Here is a 19,472-nt window from a genome sequence, read left to right on the forward strand (position 1 = left end):
TCATAGCACTCGGAGCGGGCTCTCGCGCCGGAGGCAGGACTAGTAATAGTGATCGCGGATCTTATCCAAAACCAGTTGCGGCACGGACTCCACCCACAACACCGTTATCGCCCGTCCCTCGTCCCACAAGCGCGTTCCGTAGCAATCCAGGTTGCCGTTACATGTCGGCACCTGTTGAAAAAAGGCATACGGCATGTCGTCACCATCGGGATTCCGCGCATTCGTTACAACGAATCCCCAGTGATCCGCCGCCCACCAGCTACACGAAGTCACCGCGATCCCGACTCCGTTCCTGTACCCCATCGCTCGCCCCGGGTTCGGTGCCTCGTCATAGTCCTTGATTTTCCACCCATACAACTCAGCGACTCTCTTCATCAGCTTGTGGAAGAACTTCATCGACGCGCTGTCGTGCAGTGGGCCCCTGTTCCTGAGCACGCTCTGCTCGGCGGCATTCAACGCCTCATGGTCGTCCAGACTTCGCAGCCTGTCACCCCAGTCCGAAGTGGTCTCGGCGTCGTTGAAACTCGCTCGCCCACCGTTCCCACGACGCCCGACCTTCTTCCACCTCAAGGCCTCCCGGCAGGCGTCACGCCACAGATTCTGGAGCCCGGTCCACTCGCTCCCCGAGAGAGAATAATTGGGATTCGGCATCTCGCCGTTATCACCAATCACACCCGGGATGAAGTTGAAAACGGCCGCATGGTCATCAAGGACGTTATTCCGGCCTTGGTAGGCGTACCTCCCCTTCCAGGCATACTCGTCTCCGTCTCGCGTTCGAGCAACCCGGCCCGGATCGATCCCGGTGTGATTGTAATAGACGCGATATGGATTCCGCCCGTACGGATCGATGATCCAGGAGAGAGGAACGGAGTGCTCCGTTCCCAGTTCGTTGAAGTTCCCATCGGTCCCCCCCGACAAGGCGAAATTCCCACACGCATATCCATTGTTCAGGGGGTGTAGGACTCCGAGGTGCCGGTGCAATCTCTCCCAGGTTCTTCCTCTTCCATCGTCGTCGTTGACGTTCGTCCCCGCGTTCATCGGGATGTTCAACAAGAGATCCCTCAAGTTGCTGGCAGGCCGCAAGTTCACGCGTTTGGGACTCGTTGCCACGTGCGTTCTCCTGGCTCGCAATGGGTTCGAGATATCCCGTCATGGATATCGTGCATCACGAGCGTATCCTCGATTCTACGTGCCCTTCGCGGCGGCTGCCAACACGACCCGCGAGCGCCAGTACGAACGCGATCCTTGACGGCGGTCAACCCCTGGTAGCGCCGCAACCACACCCACCGTCCATCTCATCTGGCCTTCGTGCGCGTCTCCGATGAGGTGCTCCCAACCGATTCCGAGGCGAATTCCCCCTCGGGAAGTGGACGCCGCGAGATGGCCCCCGCTTCCGCCGAGGAAAGCCCGAGCGTGCGCAGCAGCATGGCGGCCGTGCGCTCCGGCAACTCATCGCCCATCAGGCCCAGGCTGTCGAGCCGCGCGGACTGCGGCGCGTCGAGCATGCCGGAACGCAGTTCCACCGAGAGCGCACCGAGCACGGTGCCGCCGACGGCGATGAAGGTCATCAGCGGATCCTCCGCCTTGAAGCGTTTGGCCGCGAAGCCTTTCTGGATGTCACGCAGCAGGCGCTGGCCGAGGCCGCGCGACATCACGCGTGCCGAAAGCCCCTCGCGGACCAGGAAGCGGCCCCAGACGGGCTCGCGTCGCGCGCGCCGGATGGCGTGGCGGACAGAGATCGCGAGAACCTCCGCCGGATCGCCGATGTCCGCCGTGAGCCGGTCGAGCGCATCGGCGAAGTCCTCGAAGACGGTGTCCACCAGCGCCTCGTAGATCGCCTCCTTGGACTCGAAGTGGTTGTAGAACGAGCCGAAGCCGACGTCGGCGGCTTCCGTGATCTCGTTGATCGCGACCCCTTCCATCCCACGCTCGGACATCAACCGCAGCGCCGCCTCCAGCAGGCGCGCCCGCGTCTCACGCTTGCGGCGTGCTCCGCGCGGCTCCTTCTCCGTGGGCTCATCCGTTGCTGGTTTCGGGGGCTGGCTCGACCGAGGCGGGCGCTTCGGGACAGTGGTCTTCGGCATGGTGTCGGGAAAGGTGAGATGGCGACCAACAGGGAGGAATATAGGCATCCGGCTCAGAGTTGACAAAATCATCAATCATGATGAATTCATCAAAAACAAGAGGCGCGCATGGGGCGTGGCCTCGTGGAGGCGGTCAAATGAACCTGCCCTCGAAGATTGATGTGCTGGTGGTCGGATTCGGCCCGGTGGGCGCCGTGGTGGCCAGCCTGCTCGGTGGCCATGGAGTGAGCACGCTCGTCATCGACCGCTCGCCGGAGCTGCTCACCCATCCCCGCGCCATCGCGCTCGACAACGAAGCGCTGCGCATCCTGCAGCTCGCCGGGCTCGCCGAGGACGCCTTCACCACCCTCGCGATTCCCTACGTGCGCATGCACTCGCCCTACTGCGGCGAGTTCGCGCGCTTCAACACCAGCGGTGCCATCGATGGCCACCCGAAGCTGGTCACCTTCTTCCAGCCCGAGTTGGAGCGGGCGCTGCGGGCGAACGTCGCGCCCCACACCACCGTGCACACGGCGCTGGGCGTGGAGCTGACGGAGCTCGAGGAGCGCGGCGAGACGGTCCTCGCGAAGCTGAAGCGGTCCGACGGGAGCACGGTCTCGGTGGAAGCGGCCTACGTTGTCGGCGCGGATGGAGCCAGCTCGCGAGTACGCCGGCTCATCGGGCTGGACTTCCAGGGGCACACCTACGCCGAGGACTGGCTGATCGTCGACGCGCGGAACGTGCCACGGCCGATCGACCACGTGGAGTTCCTGTGCGACCCGCGACGGCCCACACCGCACATGGTGGCGCCGGGTGGGCGCGAACGCTGGGAGTTCATGCTGCGACCGGGCGAATCGCCCGAGGAGATCGCGACCGACGAGAGCATCCGGCGCCTGCTCTCACGCTGGGGCCGGGCTGAAGACATGGTGCTCGAGCGCAAGGCCGTCTACCGCTTCCACGCGCGCGTGGCCGACGCCTTCCGCCGTGGCCGCGTGTTCCTGGCGGGCGACGCCGCCCACATCACGCCGCCCTTCGTGGGCCAGGGCCTGGTCGCGGGCCTGCGCGATGCGGCCAACCTTGCCTGGAAGCTCGCGTGGGTGCTGCGAAACCACGCCGCACCGTCGATTCTCGACAGCTACGACACCGAGCGCCGGCCGCATGCGAAGACCATGATCGCCATGGCCAGACGGATGGGCAGGCTGGTGATGCCAGGCAACGCCGCCGTCGCGATATCGACGCACGGCCTGATGAGGCTGAGCCGGCTCATACCGCCGCTGAGCGGCTACCTCGAGAATCTGGGCTTCAAACCCAGGAACCGCTTCGCGCGCGGGCTGTTCGTGGAGGGGCGCACGTCCTCGAACCTCGTCCGCGGCGGAGTGCTGCCCCAGGGATGGCTGCGCGGTGCCGATGGTTCGACGCGGTTGAGCGACGACGTGTTCGGCCCCTCGCTGACGCTGATCGGCTTCGGCCTGGACACCAGCGAGCGGCTCGACGCGGCGACACGGGCCGACTTCGCCGCTTCCGGTGGCAGGGTCGTGCAGATCCGCCATCGCGGCCAGCGCCTGCATCGAGCGGCGCACGGCGACTCCTGGGAGGACCTGCACGAAGCGCTGATTCCAGGCGCGGCCCCCTTCGGTTGGGCGGCGCTCGTACGCCCGGACCGCACCGTGCTGCACGACGGCCCGGTGAGCGAGGTGAATCGCCTCGTGCGCGAAGCACTCGTTCTGCTCGGTGCGCCACGAGCAGCCGACGCTGCCCCCGCCCTCCCCGCCGCATGAATGCTGGAGCGATTCCCATGTCGAGACTTCTGACCCCCCACCCAGCCCGTCATCCCAACCCGACGGTGAAGGCCCAGGCACTCGCCTATTTGATGTTCGAGCGTCCCGATCTCGAACTCACCGAGCGATTCCTCACTGACTTCGGCCTGCGCGTGGCGGCGCGCACGAACGAAGCGCTGTTCCTGCGCGGCACGGCCCCCACGCCGTTCTGCTATGTCGCACTCCGAGGCAACGAACCGCGCTTCGTCGGCTTCGGCCTGCGCTTGGGCTCGCGCGAGGATCTGGAAAAGCTCGCGGCGCTGCCGGGCGCCTCGGAGATCGAGCCAATGCCCTGGCCGGGCGGCGGTGAGCGCATCCTCCTGACGGATCCTTCCGGATTCACGGTGCACGCCGTGTTCGGCATGGCCGAGGCCGCGGCACTGCCGCACCGGGCGCCGGTACGGCTCAACTTCGCGGACGAGCGGCCACGCATCAACGACACGCAGCGGCCCCCCCTCTCTCCGCCGGAAGTCATCCGCCTGGGCCACGTGGTGCTCGAAGTGGCGGACTACCAGGCGACCGCCGACTGGTACACGCGGCACTTCGGCTTCATCCCCTCCGACGTGCAGGTTCTGCCGGATGGCTCGCCGGCCGTCGCCTTCCTGCGCCTGGATCTCGGCGACCGTCCGGCCGACCATCACACGCTGGCCCTGGCACAGGGCGTGGTGCCGACCTACAGCCACAGCGCCTACGAAGTCGTGGACGCGGACGCCGTCGGCATGGGGCAGCGTGTGCTGCGCGACAGGGGTTGGAGACATGCCTGGGGCATCGGCCGCCACATCCTCGGCAGCCAGATCTTCGACTACTGGCACGATCCCCACGGCGACAAGCATGAGCACTACACCGACGGCGATCTCTTCACCGCCGACGTGGCCACTGGCGTACACCCGACCTCGCGCGACGCAATGGCGCAATGGGGCCAGCCGATGCCGCGCGGCTTCACCCAACCCAAGCTCACGCCAGCGACGCTCATCCGGGCCCTGCGCCACTTGCGCCGCAGCCCGGACCTGAGCATCGGCAAGCTGCGCACACTGGCGCGTCTGTTTGGCTAGACATCTTCGAGGAATACCATCATGGCATTGAATGTCGTGCACTTCGAGCAGCAGGGCCGCGCCCGGTGGGGCGTGATACGCGAGAACCGGATCACTCCGGTTCCGGCCGACTTCACGACCACGGGTGACTTCATCCGCGGCACGAGCATCGGCGAGCTCTCCACGCTTTCGGGTCCGAGCCTCGCCGAGACAGAGGTCAAGCTGCTTTCGCCGGTGACGCGCAACCAGCAGTTCGTCTGCCAGGGCGCGAACTACCGGCAGCACATGATCGAGTCTGGCATGGATCCGCACGCCAAGACCTTCAACATGATCTTCACCAAGGCACAGAGCTGCATCGTGCCCGCGAACAGCGAACTGGTGAAGCCCTCGCACGTGCGGTTCCTGGACTATGAAATCGAGCTGGGCCTGGTCCTCAAGCGAGAGCTCAACCGCGGAGTCGTGGTGACCCGGACGAACCTTCACGAGTTCATCGCCGGCATCGTCATCGTCAACGACTACTCGGCGCGCGACGTGCAGATTCCGCAGATGCAGTTCTACAAGGGGAAGAGCTACCGCACCTTTGGACCGGTCGGCCCCTACCTGTGCCTGCTGGAGGCCCAGGACATCCCTCAGCTCGAGAAGCTCCAGCTCACGCTCACGGTCAACGGAGAGGTACGGCAACAGGACTCCACCGCCAACCTCGTGTTCGGCCCGGCGGAGACGCTCACCGAGCTCTCGGGCCTGCAGGACTTCCTCGCCGGGGACTTGATCGCCACCGGGACGCCAGCCGGTTGCGCGCTCTCCATCCCCTCCCCCGCCATGCAGCGCATGGGAGTCCTGCTTTCGGAAAAGAAGAAGTGGGAGCTCTTCATGAAGGCACAGGCGCGGAGGACCCAGTACTTGAAGGCGGGCGACGTGGTCGAGTCACGCATCGTCAGCCGGGACGGCGCCATCAACCTCGGTGTGCAGCGCAACCGTGTGGTGGACGAGTCACAGGGAGTTCACTGATGCGACATTCATTTCCCCGCCTACTGTTCACGTTGCTCCTGGCCAGTTGCTCCGCCTGTGATACCTACGTCGACAGCAAGATTCGTCAGGGGCTGGAGCAGGCGAACGCACCCGTAGATCTCGGTCCCGGCCTCCATCTCGTGCTGTGCGGAACCGGAACGCCACAGGCCGACGAGACGCACTTGCCTTCCTGTCTGGCGATCGTCGCCGGGGATCAACTCCTGGTCTTCGATGCGGGCGAGGGCACCAGCCGCAGTCTGAATCTGCTGGGCTTGCACACGCACGAAGTCGATGCGGTGTTCATCACCCATTGGCATTCAGATCACTTCGGGGGACTCGACATGCTCATCAACGACTCCTGGATCTACGGTCGGAAGACCGCGCTGCCGGTCTACGGGCCGCGAGGAGTCCAGCAGGTGCTCACCGGGCTCGCGCAGGCCTACAGCATCGATCTCGGCTTCCGCGCGGCCGGTCGTCCGGATCAACTGCGGGCAGAAGACGCCGCCGCCACCGCGCACGAGGTAGAACCCACCGCACACGGCGAACTCCGAGAGATCTACCGGGCGGGCGACGTTCGCGTCAGCGCCTTTCTCGTCGAGCACGAGCCCGTCTCACCAGCGTTGGGCTACCGCATCGACTACGCGGGCCAGAGCATCGTCATCTCGGGCGATACCAAGGTGTCCCCGCATGTCGCCACGGCTGCCGCGGGTGCGGACATCCTCGTCCACGAAGCCTTGTGCCGTACGCTGATTGATCGCGTGCTCGAGGTCAGCAAGCGGGAGGGTTACACCGGACAAGCCCGGCACACCGAGGAAATCATCCACTACCACGCGGACACACTCGAGCTGGCGAAGCTGGCTGAAAGCGCCGGAGTGAAGACGCTGGTCCTGACCCACTTGATTCCCAGCCCGTCGAACTGGCTCGCCGAGAAAGTCTTCGAACGCGGCATGAGCGAGCACTATCACGGACGCGTCGTGGTGGGCCGGGACCGGCTGCGCATCAGCCTGCCGCCGAAGCCCTGAAGAACACGAAAAGCAGGGTCTCGGGCCTCCCCACGCCGGGGCGACAAGAGCGCCGCTCCTGCTCAGACGGAGGATTGACCCACGCCCACCTCGAACACCGAAGCGGAGAGCTCATTCACCGAGAGCTTCACGTCCAGGAAGTGGGCGAACGTTTCAAGCTGCGTCCGAGCGTGTCCATCCAGCGGCAGGGTCCGGAACGAGCCGCCGCGCGCCAGCGCCAGCAGCAACATGAGCTGATCACACAGATGGTGTCCCACGGGGACCCCGGCCTCCAGGTAGACCCGCGCCTCCTCCGACACCGCCGAGGCGACGGACTCCGCGGGCACGCCCCGCTCCCCGAAGCTGGTGAACACCTCGGTGACGTGCTCGCTCTCCACCTCCAGCGACAACACGTTTCCCGGCCCGGGCGCGCGCTTCAGCTCCTCCACCCGCCGCTCCTCCTCGCTCCAGCCCAGCCTGCGCCCCACCGTCTCCAACTCCCGCTTCGCCACGTCGAAGGGCACCTGGGAGAACATCGCCGTGGCCTGCCGCCGCACCACATTCCCCCGCTCCAGCAGGTGCAGGGGCACGAGCGGCGCCGGCTGCACGCTCACGTGGAACCTGCCTCCCCCGGCGGGGAAGAACCCGGGCCGCTCCAGCGTGGCCTCCACCCCCGGCCCCATCCGCCGCACCAGCGGCAGGTACGCCTTGGCCAGGAAGTCGAACGGCGGCGCCGCCGGGTTGTGCGTCCCCCCCTCCAACACCAGCGTGGACGGTCCGCTCGCGCTCAAGAGCGCCGGCAACACCGTCTGCAGCACCAGCGTGGCGCTTCCCGCCGTGCCCACCGCGAAGTGGTAGTCCCCGGGCTTCACGCTCCGGGGTCGGAACGTCAACTCCTGCGAGTGCAGCTGCGCCCCCTCCACCTCCGCGTCCCCCACCGCCGCCGCCGCCTTCACCGACGTGAGGTGCTGGCGCAACAGCCCCGGCTTGGAGCGCCCCGCGCGGATATTCACCATCTGGAAGGGCGTCCCCGTCACCAGCGCCAGCGCCAGCGACGTGCGCAGCACCTGCCCGCCGCCCTCTCCCTTCGAACCATCAATGCGAACCATCTCAGCTCCCTCCCTGTACTTCCCTTTGCCCGCACGTAGCGACGCCCGCTCCCCCATCCTACTGACCGGAAGGGAAGCGGGCGTCTCGATGTCTCTATCCCCTCATGGCGTCCTCCCGGGTCCAGGGTCCGTGCTTGCCTCTCACCCCTTCACGCACACCACCTGCCGCAGCGTGTGGACGACGTCGACCAGGCTCGCCTGCGCCTGCATCACCGCGTCGATGGGCTTGTAGGCCCCGGGCGTCTCGTCGATGACGTCCGCGTCCTTGCGGCACTCGATGCCCTCCGTCGCCCGCGCGTGGTCCTCCAGCGTGAAGCGCCGCTTGGCCGCCTCGCGCGACATCACCCGGCCCGCGCCGTGGCTGCACGAGTGGAAGGACTCCGCGTTCCCCTTCCCACGCACGATGTACGAGCGTGCCCCCATGCTCCCGGGGATGATGCCCAGGTCGCCCTCGCGCGCCCGCACCGCCCCCTTGCGCGTCACCAGCACGTTCTTGCCGTAGTGGTGCTCGCGCGACACGTAGTTGTGGTGGCAGTTCACCGCCGCCTGCGTGAGCGAGAACTCCGGCAGCTCCCCGCTCGCCTGCAACGCCTCCACGGTCGAGCGCAGCATCAACTCGCGGTTGGTCGCCGCGTACTCCTGCGCCCAACCCACCGCGCGCAGGTAGTCCTCGAAGTGCTCGGAGCCCTCGGGCAGGTACGCCAGGTCCGCCTCCGGCAACTGGATGAAGAAGCGGCGCATGTCCTCCTTGGCCAGCTCGATGAAGTGGCTGCCGATGCGGTTGCCCACCCCGCGCGAGCCGCTGTGCAGCATCACCCAGACGTGGTCCGCCTCATCCAGACACACCTCGATGAAGTGGTTTCCCGTTCCCAGCGTCCCGAGGTGTCCCAGGTCCGGGCCCCGGCCCAGGCGCGGGTGCTTCTCCAGGATGGCGTCATAGCCGGGCTTCAGGCGGCCCCAGGCCTCGCGGTGCGCCGCGGGCGCCTCCCTCCAGGCACCCCGGTCATTGCGACCCCCGTTGTCGGTGCGGCCGTGCGGCACCGCGCGCTCGATGGCCGAGCGCACCCCGCCGAGCAAGTCCGGCAACTGCTCCGCGCGCAGCGTGGTGCGCACGGCGATCATCCCGCAGCCGATATCCACGCCCACCGCGGCCGGAATCACCGCGCCCGCCGTCGCCACCACGCTGCCCACCGTCGCGCCGAAGCCGCGGTGCACGTCCGGCATCACCGCCACCCACTTGTGCACGAAGGGCAGGGCCGCCATCGCCCGAAGCTGCTTCTTCGCCTCGTCCTCGAACGGCACCCCCACCGTCCACGCCTTGATGGGCACCCCACCCGCCTCGTTCGTCAGCACCTCGTAGTCGCGCTCGGTCCGCATGGTCTGTTTCCTCGAATCGTCTGCCCGGGGTCCGTCCCGGGTCACGCGGAGGGGTAGAGCAGGCCGCGTGCCAGCCCACTTCCCCAGGGGAGCACCGAAACTCCGGCCTTTTTCCTATCTCCTGGGATAAATTCCCTATCCTCATGGCGAAGACGCGAGTCCGCGAGACGGTGGTGTTCGGGGTGCTGGGGACCAACCTGGATGCGGGCAGGGGGCCCCGGAGGTGGGACAAGTGGCGCCCCTCGGTGGGGCTTTGTCAGCAGGAAGATCTGCTGGTGCACCGCTTCGAGCTGCTCCATCCCCCCACCCAGGTGGAGCTGGCACGCACGGTGGAGCAGGACATCCAGCAGGTCTCCCCCGAGACGCAGGTGCGTCTGACCGCCGTGGGCATCCGCAATCCGTGGGACCTGGAGGAAACCTACGGTGCCCTGCTCGACTACGCCCGCACGTACCCCTTCCAGCCCGAGCAGGAGGACTACCTCGTGCACATCACCACGGGCACGCACATCACGCAGATCAGCTTGTTCCTCCTGGTGGAGAGCCGGCACATCCCCGCGCGGCTGGTACAGACCTCGCCTCCGGCCCCCGGCCGGGACCATGGCGGGCCGGGGACACACACCCTCATCGATCTGGATTTGTCGAAGTACGACACGCTGGCGAGCCGCTTCCAGCAGGAGCAGCGCGAGGGCCTGTCCTTCCTCAAGGCGGGCATCGACACGCGCAACGCGGCCTTCAACCGGCTCATCGAGCGTATCGAGCAGGTGGCCACGAGCTCACGCGCGCCCCTGTTGCTCATGGGGCCCACTGGAGCGGGCAAGTCACAACTCGCCCGGCGCATCTACCAGCTCAAGAAGGCGCGGCGACACGTGAGCGGCCCCTTCGTGGACGTCAACTGCGCCACCCTGCGCGGCGACGGGGCCATGTCCGCCCTCTTCGGCCACGTGAAGGGGGCCTTCACCGGCGCGGTGGGAGACCGGCCGGGGCTGTTGCGCCAGGCGAACGCGGGCGTGCTCTTCCTGGATGAAATCGGCGAGCTGGGCGCGGACGAGCAGGCCATGCTCCTGCGCGCGCTCGAGGACAAGCGCTTCCTGCCGGTGGGCTCGGACAAGGAGGTGGAGAGCGACTTCCAGCTGCTGGCGGGCACCAACCGGGATCTGCTCACCGAGGTGGAGCGCGGACGCTTCCGGGAGGATCTGCTCGCGCGCATCAACCTGTGGACCTTCCGGCTGCCCGCCTTGCGCGAGCGGCCCGAGGACATCCTCCCCAACCTCCTCTATGAGATGGATCAGGCCTCGCAGGCGCTCGACACACGCGTGACGATGAACAAGGAGGCCCAGGCCCACTTCCTGCGCTTCGCCACCTCCGCCGAGGCCCGCTGGAGCGGCAACTTCCGCGACCTCAACGCCGCCGTGCTACGCATGGCCACGCTCGCCCCCGGCGGCCGCATCACCCGCGAGGGCGTGGACGAGGAGCTGGAGCGGCTGCGCGCCGCGTGGCTCCCCACTCCGTCCGCGACCCAGCCCGTGGCGGAGGAGCTGGTGACGCGGGTGCTCGGGAAGGACAAGGCCGAGGCCCTGGACCGCTTCGACCGGGCCCAGCTCGAGGAGGTGCTCGCCGTGTGCCGCGAGGCCCGCTCCCTGTCCGACGCGGGGCGGATGCTCTTCGCCTGCTCCCGGGCACAGAAGAAGAGCGTCAACGACGCGGATCGGCTGCGCAAATACCTCGCCCGCTTCGGCCTGGAGTGGACCGGCGTACAGGCCTGAGTGAGCCACAAGGGGTCTCCCCGGAGAGATGTCCCCTGGGGGACGAATCGACCGTTCCTGGACGACGGACCCACGGGAAACCTTCCTTCACACGCTTCCCAGTCTCGCGGAAATGCCGAAATTTTCCCGGCAGCCTACACCGCCGCCGATTTGCCCCGAGGTGCGGCACCCACCAGACCAGGAGAACACCATGAAGACGCTCGTGCCGCGCGCAATGCTGTGGGTGGCTCTCGCCACGGGTTGTGGTCCGATCGAGGAAGCCGCCACCCCTTCCGAGGCAGCACCCGGGCAGGTGACCCAGGCCATCGAGGATGACAACGGCCTGACACCCAACGGGCTCGCCTTCAACGGTCTGGCCTTCAACGGGCTCGCCTTCAACGGCCTGGCCTTCAACGGGCTCGCCTTCAACGGCCTGGCCAGTCCCCTGTTCGCCTCCTGGTTCCGGCAGCGCCCGTCCGAGTCCAACGTCTTCATGAAGTACCTGGTGCGTTGCGCCGTGCCCGAGGGTCAGAAGCGCGGCTACACGCTGGGCTCCACCACCTATGTGTGGCCGGGCGGCCTGGGGTTGGCACCGGGCTGGGCCAACGGCGCGGCGGCGACCCTGGAGGAGCAGCAGGTCGTCAGCGCGTGTCTGGCGGCCCTCACCAACAAGTATGGGCGCTCGGTCCTCCTGTCGGTGCAGGGCACCAGCGCCAGGGGGGTTCGCATCTCCACGACGAGCGGGGAGCTGGCGGAGTACTCCCTGCGCGAGGCCTGCTTCTTCGGCAACCTCTTCAATGGAGCCGGCCTGTTCGTCGGCAACGACCAGGGCATGCTGGACGGCAACCAGTCGAGCCTGCGCGCGTGCGCGCTGATGGGAAAGAAGGAGTGCGCACCCCTCGTGCACGTCGGCAGCTGCCATGCGGTCTGCCAGCACGACGCCACGGGGACCTACTTCACGCGGTGCACCCGCGGCGGCGTCACCTACCACGCGCTCAGCACCCGGCTGCGCCCCCAGGACATCTACACCTGTGGGGATGGGCGCTGCCAGTTCCCGGAGACCTGCGCCAGAAACAACGCGGGTCCCTCCTGCAAGCAGGACTGCGGCACCTGCGATTGACGCGAGCGCTCCCCTCGGGAGCGACCCAGGAAAATTCCGCCACGAGCCAGCGACGAGGATCTTAGGCGGGGGCCGCATCCCTTATAGGATGCCCCCCGATGCGAACGCGCAGGCCCCTGGCCATCTTCGATGCACTCGCCTCGCTGGCCACCGTCTTCAAGGACATCTTCCCGGGCAGCATCACGTCCACCCTGTCGGCGGACGAGCTCGCCGCCCATGTCGAGGCGCTGGGCACCCGCGCGGCCCTCAAGCCCAAGGTGATTCCACTCGACGAGACGCGGCTGGCCGCCCTGCTCTACTTCGATGATCAGCCCACCCCCCAGGCCGGCCTGCTCATCGACCTGCGGCGCCCCGTGCGCACCAGCGACAGCCACTTCGCCCGCTCCTTCTGCCGCGTCTTCAACGACGACCTGAACCGCGTCTCCGCCGCCCTGCCCCTCAACGAGCACTGGGTCTCGCTCGAGCAGACCCGCCTGCGCCGCGCCGTCGCGCGCTTCCTCAACTACCGGCCCCAGCAGATGTCCAGTTGGATCCGCGCCGTGGAGGACTCCATGGCCCTCACCTACGAGGGCCGCGCCGTGCGCCACTGCCTCATCGTCGCGCGCCAGGCGCCCAAGCTCGTGCAGAAGCTGCAGAACAAGTTCATCCCCCTGCCGGGCGGCATCTCCATCGAGAACGCGCTCCTGCGCGAGAAGTGGATCCGCACCGTCGTGGACGGCCGCCGCGTCGCCCTGCTCGGCAGCATGCACTCCGGCAGCATCATCGGCTTCATCTCGCTCGCCGAGATGGATCGCCAGGAGGCCGCGCTGCGCTACGCCCCCCACGAGACGCTCCTGCCCGTGCAGGCCGTGCTGTCCCACTCGCCCCATGACGTCGCGCTCGTGGCCTCGCCCCAGGGCGACCTGTTCATCCTCAGTGGCAAGGGCTCCGTCTTCCAGAAGACCCACGGCCACTGGCGCGTGCTGGACTACGCGGCCCTGCACGAGCGCATCTCCATGCGCTTTCGCGAGGACGTCGTCACCGGCGTGCTCCGCGCCGCCATCGATCTGGCCTTCGAGCGCACCGGCGCCCTCTTCTGCCTGCTCGACTCGCGCGAGGACCTCACCGACTTCATCCCCGACCACGGCCACCCGCTCGCCGCCAACTCCCACCTGCGCCGCTCCCTGCGCGGCCAGAACATCGCCATCTGGGCGCAGCGCCAGGTCATCACCGCCGCGGCCACCACCGACGGTGCCGTCGTGCTCGACGCGGACGGCAGCGTCCTCGACATCGCCTGCATGATCTCCAGCCCCAAGGAGATCGCCCGCCTGGGGGTGCGCGAGCCCAGCATGCCCGGGGCGCGGGCGCTCGCCGCCTGGCGCGCGAGCTTCCGCGGCGTGGCCCTCAACGTCTCCGAGGACGGTCCCATCACCGTCTACGAGCGGGGCGCCGTCATCGGCCGCATCGGCTGATGCCCCTTCGCCGGGCTTCCGGGCGAGCGCGCCCCTCCGCCATCCGGCTTCTCCCGCGCCGCCCGGGGCACTCGCGGGGTAGGCTGCCGGCGCCCGGGCCCACGCGCCCGGCCCTTCCAGGAGTCCACGTGAAGTCCTTCCTCATGGTCGCGGCGGGCGCCGCCCTCTGGGGCTGCTGGTCCCTCTTCCTGCGGCCCGCGGGCCTGTCCGGCACCCAGAGCGCCTTCCTGTCCCTGGTGATCATGTCGCTGCCGGCGCCCTTCGTGCTGAGCCCCGGGGCCTGGCGCGACCGGCGCGCCACGCTCGCGCTCGGGGTGCTCGCGCTGTGCGACGCCGCCAACGCCGCCCTCTTCTTCGCCGCCGTGCAGCGCGGTCCGGTCGCCGTCGCCGTGCTCACCCACTACCTGGCCCCCCTGCTCATCGCGCTCGCCGCCCCGTGGGTGCTGCGCGAGCGCCGCTCCCCCCGAGCCCTGCTGGGCGCCCCCCTCACCCTGCTGGGCCTCGCGCTCCTGCTGGGCACGCCCCGCGGCGGCCTCGCCGACCCCCGGACGGCCCTGCTCGGCGGCGCCAGCGCCCTCTTCTTCGCGGCCAACGTGCTCTCCATCAAGGAGGCCTCCCGCGCCTTCTCGCCCCTGGCCATCAACTCGCTGCACGCCCCCCTGTCCGCGCTCGTGCTCCTGCTCGTCTTCGGGCGCGAGGCCCTCCCTCCCGCCCTGGACGTGCGCCTGCTGTGGGTGGGGGGAGGCGGCCTCCTGTGTGGCATCGTGGGCAACTCCCTCTTCTCCGCCGGGCTCAAGGGCGTGCCCGCCGCCGCCGGCTCGGCCCTCACGTACCTGGAGCCGCTGACGGCCGCCCTGGTGGGCTGGGGGGTGTTCGCCGAGCCGCTCGGTCCCTCCGGACTCGTGGGGGGCCTCATCGTCCTGGGCACCGGCGTCTGGGTGGCCCGGGCCCCCCGTGCTCCCGCCCCGTCCGTCGAGGTGGCGCCGAGCGTGGGATGCACATAAATGGAATCCCTCATAAATCCCCGCTTGCGCTCGGGGCCGGGGGAATGGTCCTCTTTTCCCTTCCTTCCAAGCCAGTCCGTCATGCCCCCACGGAAGCAGTACCCGTATGGAACCTTCCATCGACAGCCGTGAGTACCGCGTCGTCTTCTTCTGCCCGACCTCGAGCGCCCAGCTCGAGCACATCGAGGCCCCCGTGCGCCGGGTGCTCACGCGCATCTCCGCCCCGCCCGCCGAACTCGCGCCGCTCGAGGCCGCGGGCACGCTGGGCGAGGCCGGCTGGCGCGTCTACCTCGTGCGCTCCATGACCGAGCGCTCCGCCGCGCACGCCCTCGCCGCCCACGTCACCGAGGCGGCCGCCGCCATCTCCACCGAGCTGGACACCGAGGTGCTCGGGCTCTACGTGGACGTGGGCAGCGACTCGGCGCGCATCTGTCGGTGCATGCCCGAGGAGAACCCCGAGACGTTCAGCGGCCAGCGCCGCAACGTGTTGGATCGCACCGCGGAGTGGTTGGACATCAACCCCGCGCACCTCTCGGCCCTCTTCCAGCTCGCCCTGGATGCCGACGAGGAGGTGGACGCCGAGGATCGCTTCGTGGAGACGAAGCTGCGCGAGGCGCGCGCCTTCATGCAGCGCTACCGCCAGAGCCGATGAGGTCCAGCACTCCGGCGGATCTCGCCGGTCGTTGTCCGGGCTGCTACCTGCCGTGTGCCCTGTGTCTGTGCGCCGAGGTGCCGCGGGTGGACACCCGCACCGGGGTGCTCGTCATCCGCCACCACAAGGAAGCGCACAAGTCCACCAACACGGCACGCCTGGCGGCGCTCGCCCTGCCCCGCTGCCACATCCTGCCCTATGGCGCGCCGGGCCAACCCTTCGCGCTGTCGGTGCTGGACTCGCCGGGCACGTGGATCGTCTTCCCGGATGCCCCGCCCCCTCCATCCGGAGCGCCTCCACCCGAGCGACTGCTGGTGCTCGACGGCAACTGGGCCCAGGCCCGGCGCATGTACCAGCGCCTGGGGTTGAGCCGCATGCCGGGAGTGGCCCTGCCCCCGCCCGCCGCGGACACCCGGCGCCTGCGCCGCCCCCCCCACCCCTACGGCATGTCCACGGTGGAGGCGATCGCCGGCGCACTCTCCGTGCTGGAGGGGGAGGAGGTGGCCCGGCCCCTCTACGCGCTGCACGAGCTGATGATCGACCGGGTGTTGGCCGCCCGGGGCCGGCTCTCCGACGAGGATTGAGCGGGAAGCCGGTTCGCGGCGCCCGCCTGGTGTAGGGTGAGCGCCGTGACGGAGAAGTTGGTCTACGACTACACGATGGAGGCCCTGCTGCGCGTGCTGGGCCAACCCCTCACGGCCGAGCACCTCACCGCGCTTCGAGCGTTGGGCGTCGATCCCCGTCAGCTCCAGCCGGCCTATCCGGTGGAGAAGTACACCCAGGTGCTCGACTTCATCGCGACCGAGCTCTGGCCCCGGCTGCCGCGGGAGGAAGCCGGCTTCGAGCTGGGCCGGGCCTTCATGCGCACCTACCAGCAGACGGCGATGGGCAAGGCGGTGGCCGCGGTGACGCGGGTCATCGGTCCCCACCGGTCGCTCGAGCGGATGAGCCGCAACTTCCGCAGCGCCAACAACTTCACCGAGACGAAGCTGAACAAGGTGGGGCCGAGCCACTACGAGCTGTGGTTCAACCACACCCGTCACCCGAACTTCTTCCGGGGCCTGCTGACCGAGGCCCTGACGAGGACGGGCGCCCGGGAGGTGTCCGTGACGCTGCTGACCCAGGGCGAGGCCCACGAGGCCACCTTCCACATCACCTGGAGGCCGTAGGTCTCTCCCCCGGAAAAACCGAAGCCCGCCCCCCGATACCTCTCGGCACCGGGGAACGGGCCACGGAGAAATCCCGCGTGCCCCCCGGCTCGCGGGAACGGGGAGGTGGGGCCCAGGACGAGGCGCCCACCTCCCGGGGCCGGTGACTCCAGGTCGCGATCCCCCTCGCAACCCGGAACCCCCTTCCCTGTTCCGAGGCGCACCATCCCACGCCTGCCTGCCCGAGTCTGTGAAGCCGTTCACTCCCGGGAAGTGAACGGCTTCACACCCAGGGGGCCCCCCTCCGCGCGGCGGCGGGGGCGGCGATCGAGCGGAGAGTCTGGGCCCGGACGCACTCCGCCCTTCGGGGAATCCACGGGGGTGAGCTAGCCTGCCGGTGCCGGATGGTCTCCATCCTCCAGGAAGGCACATGCTGCGCACCCTGCTTACCCGATTCATCCTGGCCGCCGGGCTCATCGCCTGGACGGCCTCGGCGGCGCCGACCCCCAACGCCCCCGAGCTTCCCTCCCCCGAGGAGCGGCTGAACCGTCTGGCCCGTTTGTGGGGCCAGGTGAAGTACCGCCACCCCTCCCTGGCCTACAAATCCATCGACTGGGACGCCGCCCTGATGACGGCGCTGCCCCGCGTCGAGGCCGCCAAGGACCGAGCCGCCTACGCCGCGGCCGTCCAGGACATGCTGGAGGCGCTCAACGATCCCGCCACGCGGATCCTCCGCCCCGACGAGCGGCAGGAAGGCACGCCGGCCGATCCGGCGCGCACGCGCGAGCCGCGCCGGTGGGAGGGCAAGGACGTGCTCGTGGTCAACATGGGCGTGATGCAGCCGACCGCCCCGTTGCGCGAGGAGCTCACCCGGGCCAAGGCCGTCATCCTCGATCTGCGCGCCCGGGGACTGGACGCGCGCGCCTCCGAGTCCATGCGCCAGGCCCTGGGCGAGGTGCTGCCGCTCCTGCTCACCCAGGAGCTGCAGGTGCCCGGACCCCGCGCCGTGTACCACTCGGGCTACCGCCCACAGACGATCTCCTCGAGCGGCGGCTTCGCCACGTCGTTCCTCTCCTCGACGGGCGAGCGCATCTCGCCCCAGGCCCCCGGCAAGGCCCTGCCCCTGCTCTTCCTGCTGGATGATCAGTCCTCCGTGGACGCGCGCGTGCTCACCATGAAGGCGCAGGGCCTGGCGCAGCTCATCACCGAGGGCCGCCTGGACGATGGCTCGAGCGTGGAGCGCACGCGGGTGGACCTGGGCGCCGGGTTGACGGCGGTGGTGCGCTTGAGCGAGCTGGGCGTGCCCCTGCGCGCGGACGCCGTGCTGCCCAAGCGCTCGCGCTCGGGCAAGGACGAGGCGCTGCTCAAGGCGCTCGAGCTGGCGCGCAAGCCGGTGCGCGGCAAGGCACCCAAGGTGCGCGAGGCGGATCTCCCCCCGGGCCGGTGGCAGGCGGACCAGGCGTACGCGGACATGCCCTACCCGGACAGGCCCCATCGCCTGCTCGCGCTCTTCCGGATGTGGAACATCATCGAGTTCTTCTACCCCTACAAACACCTGATGGATCAGGACTGGGACAAGGCCCTCTCCACGTTCCTGCCCCGCTTCTCCAAGGCCAAGGACGCCGCCGAGTACGCGCTCGCGGTGGCGGAGATGAGCACGCTGCTCAAGGACGGGCACACCACCCTGCACGGCCACCCCGAGCTGGAGAAGCGCGGCATCGCCGGCGTGCTGGCCCCCTTCGAGGCGATGGAGCTGGAGGGCAAGGCGGTGGTGACCCGGGTGTGGGACGAGGCGGCCGCCCCGGGGCTCGCTCCGGGACAGCTCATCGAGACGTACGAGGGCAAGCCCCTGGCGGAGCGGATGGACGCGCTCAAGCCCTACGTCACGGCCTCGACACCCACGCACCTGCGCCACCGCCTGCTGGCGCGTGCCCTGTCGGGAGCCGAGGGAAGCCAGGCCACGGTGGGCGTGCGCGACGCCGCGGGACAGCGCAAGCAGGTGCGCTTCACCCGGAGCATGCAGTCGTTGCAGAAGCCGCCCACGGGAGATGCCTGGCGCATGTTGGGCAACGGCGTGGGCTACGTGGACCTGACGCGCCTGCGGCCCACCGACGTGTCCACAATGTTCGAGAAGATGAAGAGCACGAAGGCGCTCGTGTTCGACATGCGCGGCTATCCCAACGGCACCGTCTGGGCGATCGCGCCGTACCTCAACGCGCGCAAGGCGCCCTACGGGGCGATCATCGAGCGCAACATCGTCTCGGCGGAGGAGCTGGGTGGACGCTACAAGTACTTCCAGCCCCTGCCCCAGGCCGACGTCACCCCCTATGTCGGCCGTACGGTGATGCTCATCGACGAGCGGACCATCAGCCAGGCCGAGTACACGGGCCTGTTCCTCGAGGCGGCCAACAACACCACCTTCATCGGCACGACCAGCGCGGGCGCCGACGGCGATGTCACCAACATGGTGCTCCCGGGCGGCATCGCGCTGCTCTTCTCCGGCGACGACGTGCGGCACGTGGACGGCCGTCAGTTGCAGCGCGTGGGGCTCAAGCCCCAGGTCTTCGTGCGGCCCTCCCTCGCGAGCGTCCAGAAGGGCCAGGACGAGGTACTGGAACGGGCGCTCAAATACCTCGTGAGCAAGGGCGTGGGCACCAAGGTGACGGGAGGGACGCCGCGGTAGGCGAGCCTCCCAACCGTCCAGAGGCCTCCAGCGGCGGGTTCGATTCCCGCCGCGTCCACTGTTTTACGCTGTGATCACGGGTGGTTGGAAGCTGCCTCCAACACAGGCCGAAGCGCGCCAGTGTCAGGAGGACAAGGCGCGGCCTCTGGCCGAGCGTCAGGAGCCGGGCGGACTCATGGGGGTCGCATGGCTGGAGGGGGCCGGGGTCGTGGCGTCCAACAAAATTCGCTCGCAGGTCAGGGAGCGGCCAGCCAACGCGCTCGGGC

At 68.8% G+C, this 19,472-nt stretch carries 16 protein-coding genes; 12 read left to right on the top strand and 4 right to left on the bottom strand.

Going from position 1 to position 19,472, the window contains the following annotated elements; genetic code table 11:
* Positions 1 to 39 precede the first annotated feature (39 nt).
* Positions 40 to 1,110: a hypothetical protein gene (locus CYFUS_RS34335; RefSeq protein ID WP_157758827.1), complete on the bottom strand. Its 1,071-nt coding sequence runs from the start codon at positions 1,108 to 1,110 to the stop codon at positions 40 to 42.
* A 185-nt stretch (positions 1,111 to 1,295) separates the two neighbouring features.
* Positions 1,296 to 2,084: a TetR/AcrR family transcriptional regulator gene (locus CYFUS_RS34340; protein ID WP_095989066.1), complete on the bottom strand. Its 789-nt coding sequence runs from the start codon at positions 2,082 to 2,084 to the stop codon at positions 1,296 to 1,298.
* A 137-nt stretch (positions 2,085 to 2,221) separates the two neighbouring features.
* Here CYFUS_RS34340 and CYFUS_RS34345 point away from each other — a divergent pair, with 137 nt between their 5' ends.
* The 4 genes from CYFUS_RS34345 to CYFUS_RS34360 are packed head-to-tail and all read left to right on the top strand — an operon-like array spanning position 2,222 to position 6,941.
* Positions 2,222 to 3,841, top strand: coding sequence for a bifunctional 3-(3-hydroxy-phenyl)propionate/3-hydroxycinnamic acid hydroxylase (locus CYFUS_RS34345; protein WP_198316242.1), 1,620 nt, complete (start codon positions 2,222 to 2,224; stop codon positions 3,839 to 3,841).
* 17 nt (positions 3,842 to 3,858) lie between these two features.
* Entirely contained in the window at positions 3,859 to 4,932 is a 1,074-nt protein-coding gene (locus CYFUS_RS34350) for a 2,4,5-trihydroxytoluene oxygenase (protein WP_095989067.1), read from the top strand.
* Positions 4,933 to 4,953: 21 nt separating this feature from the next.
* Positions 4,954 to 5,919: a fumarylacetoacetate hydrolase family protein gene (locus CYFUS_RS34355; RefSeq protein ID WP_095989068.1), complete on the top strand. Its 966-nt coding sequence runs from the start codon at positions 4,954 to 4,956 to the stop codon at positions 5,917 to 5,919.
* Positions 5,919 to 6,941 carry an MBL fold metallo-hydrolase gene (locus CYFUS_RS34360; protein WP_095989069.1) on the top strand — a complete coding sequence of 341 codons (1,023 nt, stop codon included), beginning with the start codon at positions 5,919 to 5,921 and terminating at the stop codon, positions 6,939 to 6,941. The genes CYFUS_RS34355 and CYFUS_RS34360 overlap by 1 nt, the downstream gene beginning before the upstream one ends.
* 62 nt (positions 6,942 to 7,003) lie before the next feature.
* Here CYFUS_RS34360 and rtcA read toward each other — a convergent pair whose 3' ends face one another.
* Both rtcA and CYFUS_RS34370 read right to left on the bottom strand, forming a co-directional pair.
* Entirely contained in the window at positions 7,004 to 8,029 is a 1,026-nt protein-coding gene (gene rtcA, locus CYFUS_RS34365; RefSeq protein ID WP_095989070.1) for an RNA 3'-terminal phosphate cyclase, read from the bottom strand.
* A gap of 141 nt (positions 8,030 to 8,170) precedes the next feature.
* On the bottom strand, positions 8,171 to 9,406 hold the full coding sequence (locus tag CYFUS_RS34370; protein WP_095989071.1) for an RtcB family protein: 1,236 nt from the start codon (positions 9,404 to 9,406) through the stop codon (positions 8,171 to 8,173).
* A 143-nt stretch (positions 9,407 to 9,549) separates the two neighbouring features.
* Here CYFUS_RS34370 and rtcR point away from each other — a divergent pair, with 143 nt between their 5' ends.
* The 8 genes from rtcR to CYFUS_RS53235 all read left to right on the top strand — a co-directional run bounded on the left by rtcR (position 9,550) and on the right by CYFUS_RS53235 (position 19,206).
* Positions 9,550 to 11,169, top strand: coding sequence for an RNA repair transcriptional activator RtcR (gene rtcR / locus CYFUS_RS34375; RefSeq protein ID WP_095989072.1), 1,620 nt, complete (start codon positions 9,550 to 9,552; stop codon positions 11,167 to 11,169).
* Between the two features lie 190 nt (positions 11,170 to 11,359).
* Positions 11,360 to 12,268, top strand: a complete 909-nt coding sequence (locus CYFUS_RS34380) for a hypothetical protein (RefSeq protein WP_095989073.1) — start codon at positions 11,360 to 11,362, stop codon at positions 12,266 to 12,268.
* Between the two features lie 98 nt (positions 12,269 to 12,366).
* On the top strand, positions 12,367 to 13,719 hold the full coding sequence (locus CYFUS_RS34385; protein ID WP_095989074.1) for a hypothetical protein: 1,353 nt from the start codon (positions 12,367 to 12,369) through the stop codon (positions 13,717 to 13,719).
* 128 nt (positions 13,720 to 13,847) lie between these two features.
* A complete protein-coding gene (locus CYFUS_RS34390) occupies positions 13,848 to 14,723 on the top strand; it encodes a DMT family transporter (RefSeq protein ID WP_198316243.1) in 876 nt (291 codons plus the stop codon).
* A 106-nt stretch (positions 14,724 to 14,829) separates the two neighbouring features.
* Positions 14,830 to 15,375, top strand: coding sequence for a hypothetical protein (locus tag CYFUS_RS34395; RefSeq protein WP_002632263.1), 546 nt, complete (start codon positions 14,830 to 14,832; stop codon positions 15,373 to 15,375).
* Positions 15,372 to 15,959: a tRNA-uridine aminocarboxypropyltransferase gene (locus CYFUS_RS34400; RefSeq protein WP_095989075.1), complete on the top strand. Its 588-nt coding sequence runs from the start codon at positions 15,372 to 15,374 to the stop codon at positions 15,957 to 15,959. The genes CYFUS_RS34395 and CYFUS_RS34400 overlap by 4 nt, the downstream gene beginning before the upstream one ends.
* Before the next feature lie 45 nt (positions 15,960 to 16,004).
* Positions 16,005 to 16,544, top strand: coding sequence for a DUF2378 family protein (locus CYFUS_RS34405; RefSeq protein WP_157758828.1), 540 nt, complete (start codon positions 16,005 to 16,007; stop codon positions 16,542 to 16,544).
* A 409-nt stretch (positions 16,545 to 16,953) separates the two neighbouring features.
* Positions 16,954 to 19,206, top strand: coding sequence for a S41 family peptidase (locus tag CYFUS_RS53235; RefSeq protein ID WP_095989077.1), 2,253 nt, complete (start codon positions 16,954 to 16,956; stop codon positions 19,204 to 19,206).
* Positions 19,207 to 19,472 lie beyond the last annotated feature (266 nt).

It is taken from the genome of Cystobacter fuscus (assembly GCF_002305875.1).
Classification (GTDB): domain Bacteria; phylum Myxococcota; class Myxococcia; order Myxococcales; family Myxococcaceae; genus Cystobacter; species Cystobacter fuscus_A.

Excerpts from the sequence above, each read along its gene's own strand:
- rtcR (WP_095989072.1), top strand. The coding sequence starts at position 9,550 with ATGGCGAAGACGCGAGTCCGCGAGACGGTGGTGTTCGGGGTGCTGGGG.
- CYFUS_RS34400 (WP_095989075.1), top strand. The coding sequence starts at position 15,372 with ATGAGGTCCAGCACTCCGGCGGATCTCGCCGGTCGTTGTCCGGGCTGC.
- CYFUS_RS34350 (WP_095989067.1), top strand. The coding sequence starts at position 3,859 with ATGTCGAGACTTCTGACCCCCCACCCAGCCCGTCATCCCAACCCGACG.
- CYFUS_RS34380 (WP_095989073.1), top strand. The coding sequence starts at position 11,360 with ATGAAGACGCTCGTGCCGCGCGCAATGCTGTGGGTGGCTCTCGCCACG.
- CYFUS_RS34360 (WP_095989069.1), top strand. The coding sequence starts at position 5,919 with ATGCGACATTCATTTCCCCGCCTACTGTTCACGTTGCTCCTGGCCAGT.
- CYFUS_RS53235 (WP_095989077.1), top strand. The coding sequence starts at position 16,954 with ATGCTGCGCACCCTGCTTACCCGATTCATCCTGGCCGCCGGGCTCATC.
- rtcA (WP_095989070.1), bottom strand. The coding sequence starts at position 8,029 with ATGGTTCGCATTGATGGTTCGAAGGGAGAGGGCGGCGGGCAGGTGCTG.
- CYFUS_RS34355 (WP_095989068.1), top strand. The coding sequence starts at position 4,954 with ATGGCATTGAATGTCGTGCACTTCGAGCAGCAGGGCCGCGCCCGGTGG.
- CYFUS_RS34370 (WP_095989071.1), bottom strand. The coding sequence starts at position 9,406 with ATGCGGACCGAGCGCGACTACGAGGTGCTGACGAACGAGGCGGGTGGG.
- CYFUS_RS34345 (WP_198316242.1), top strand. The coding sequence starts at position 2,222 with ATGAACCTGCCCTCGAAGATTGATGTGCTGGTGGTCGGATTCGGCCCG.
- CYFUS_RS34340 (WP_095989066.1), bottom strand. The coding sequence starts at position 2,084 with ATGCCGAAGACCACTGTCCCGAAGCGCCCGCCTCGGTCGAGCCAGCCC.
- CYFUS_RS34385 (WP_095989074.1), top strand. The coding sequence starts at position 12,367 with ATGCGAACGCGCAGGCCCCTGGCCATCTTCGATGCACTCGCCTCGCTG.
- CYFUS_RS34395 (WP_002632263.1), top strand. The coding sequence starts at position 14,830 with ATGGAACCTTCCATCGACAGCCGTGAGTACCGCGTCGTCTTCTTCTGC.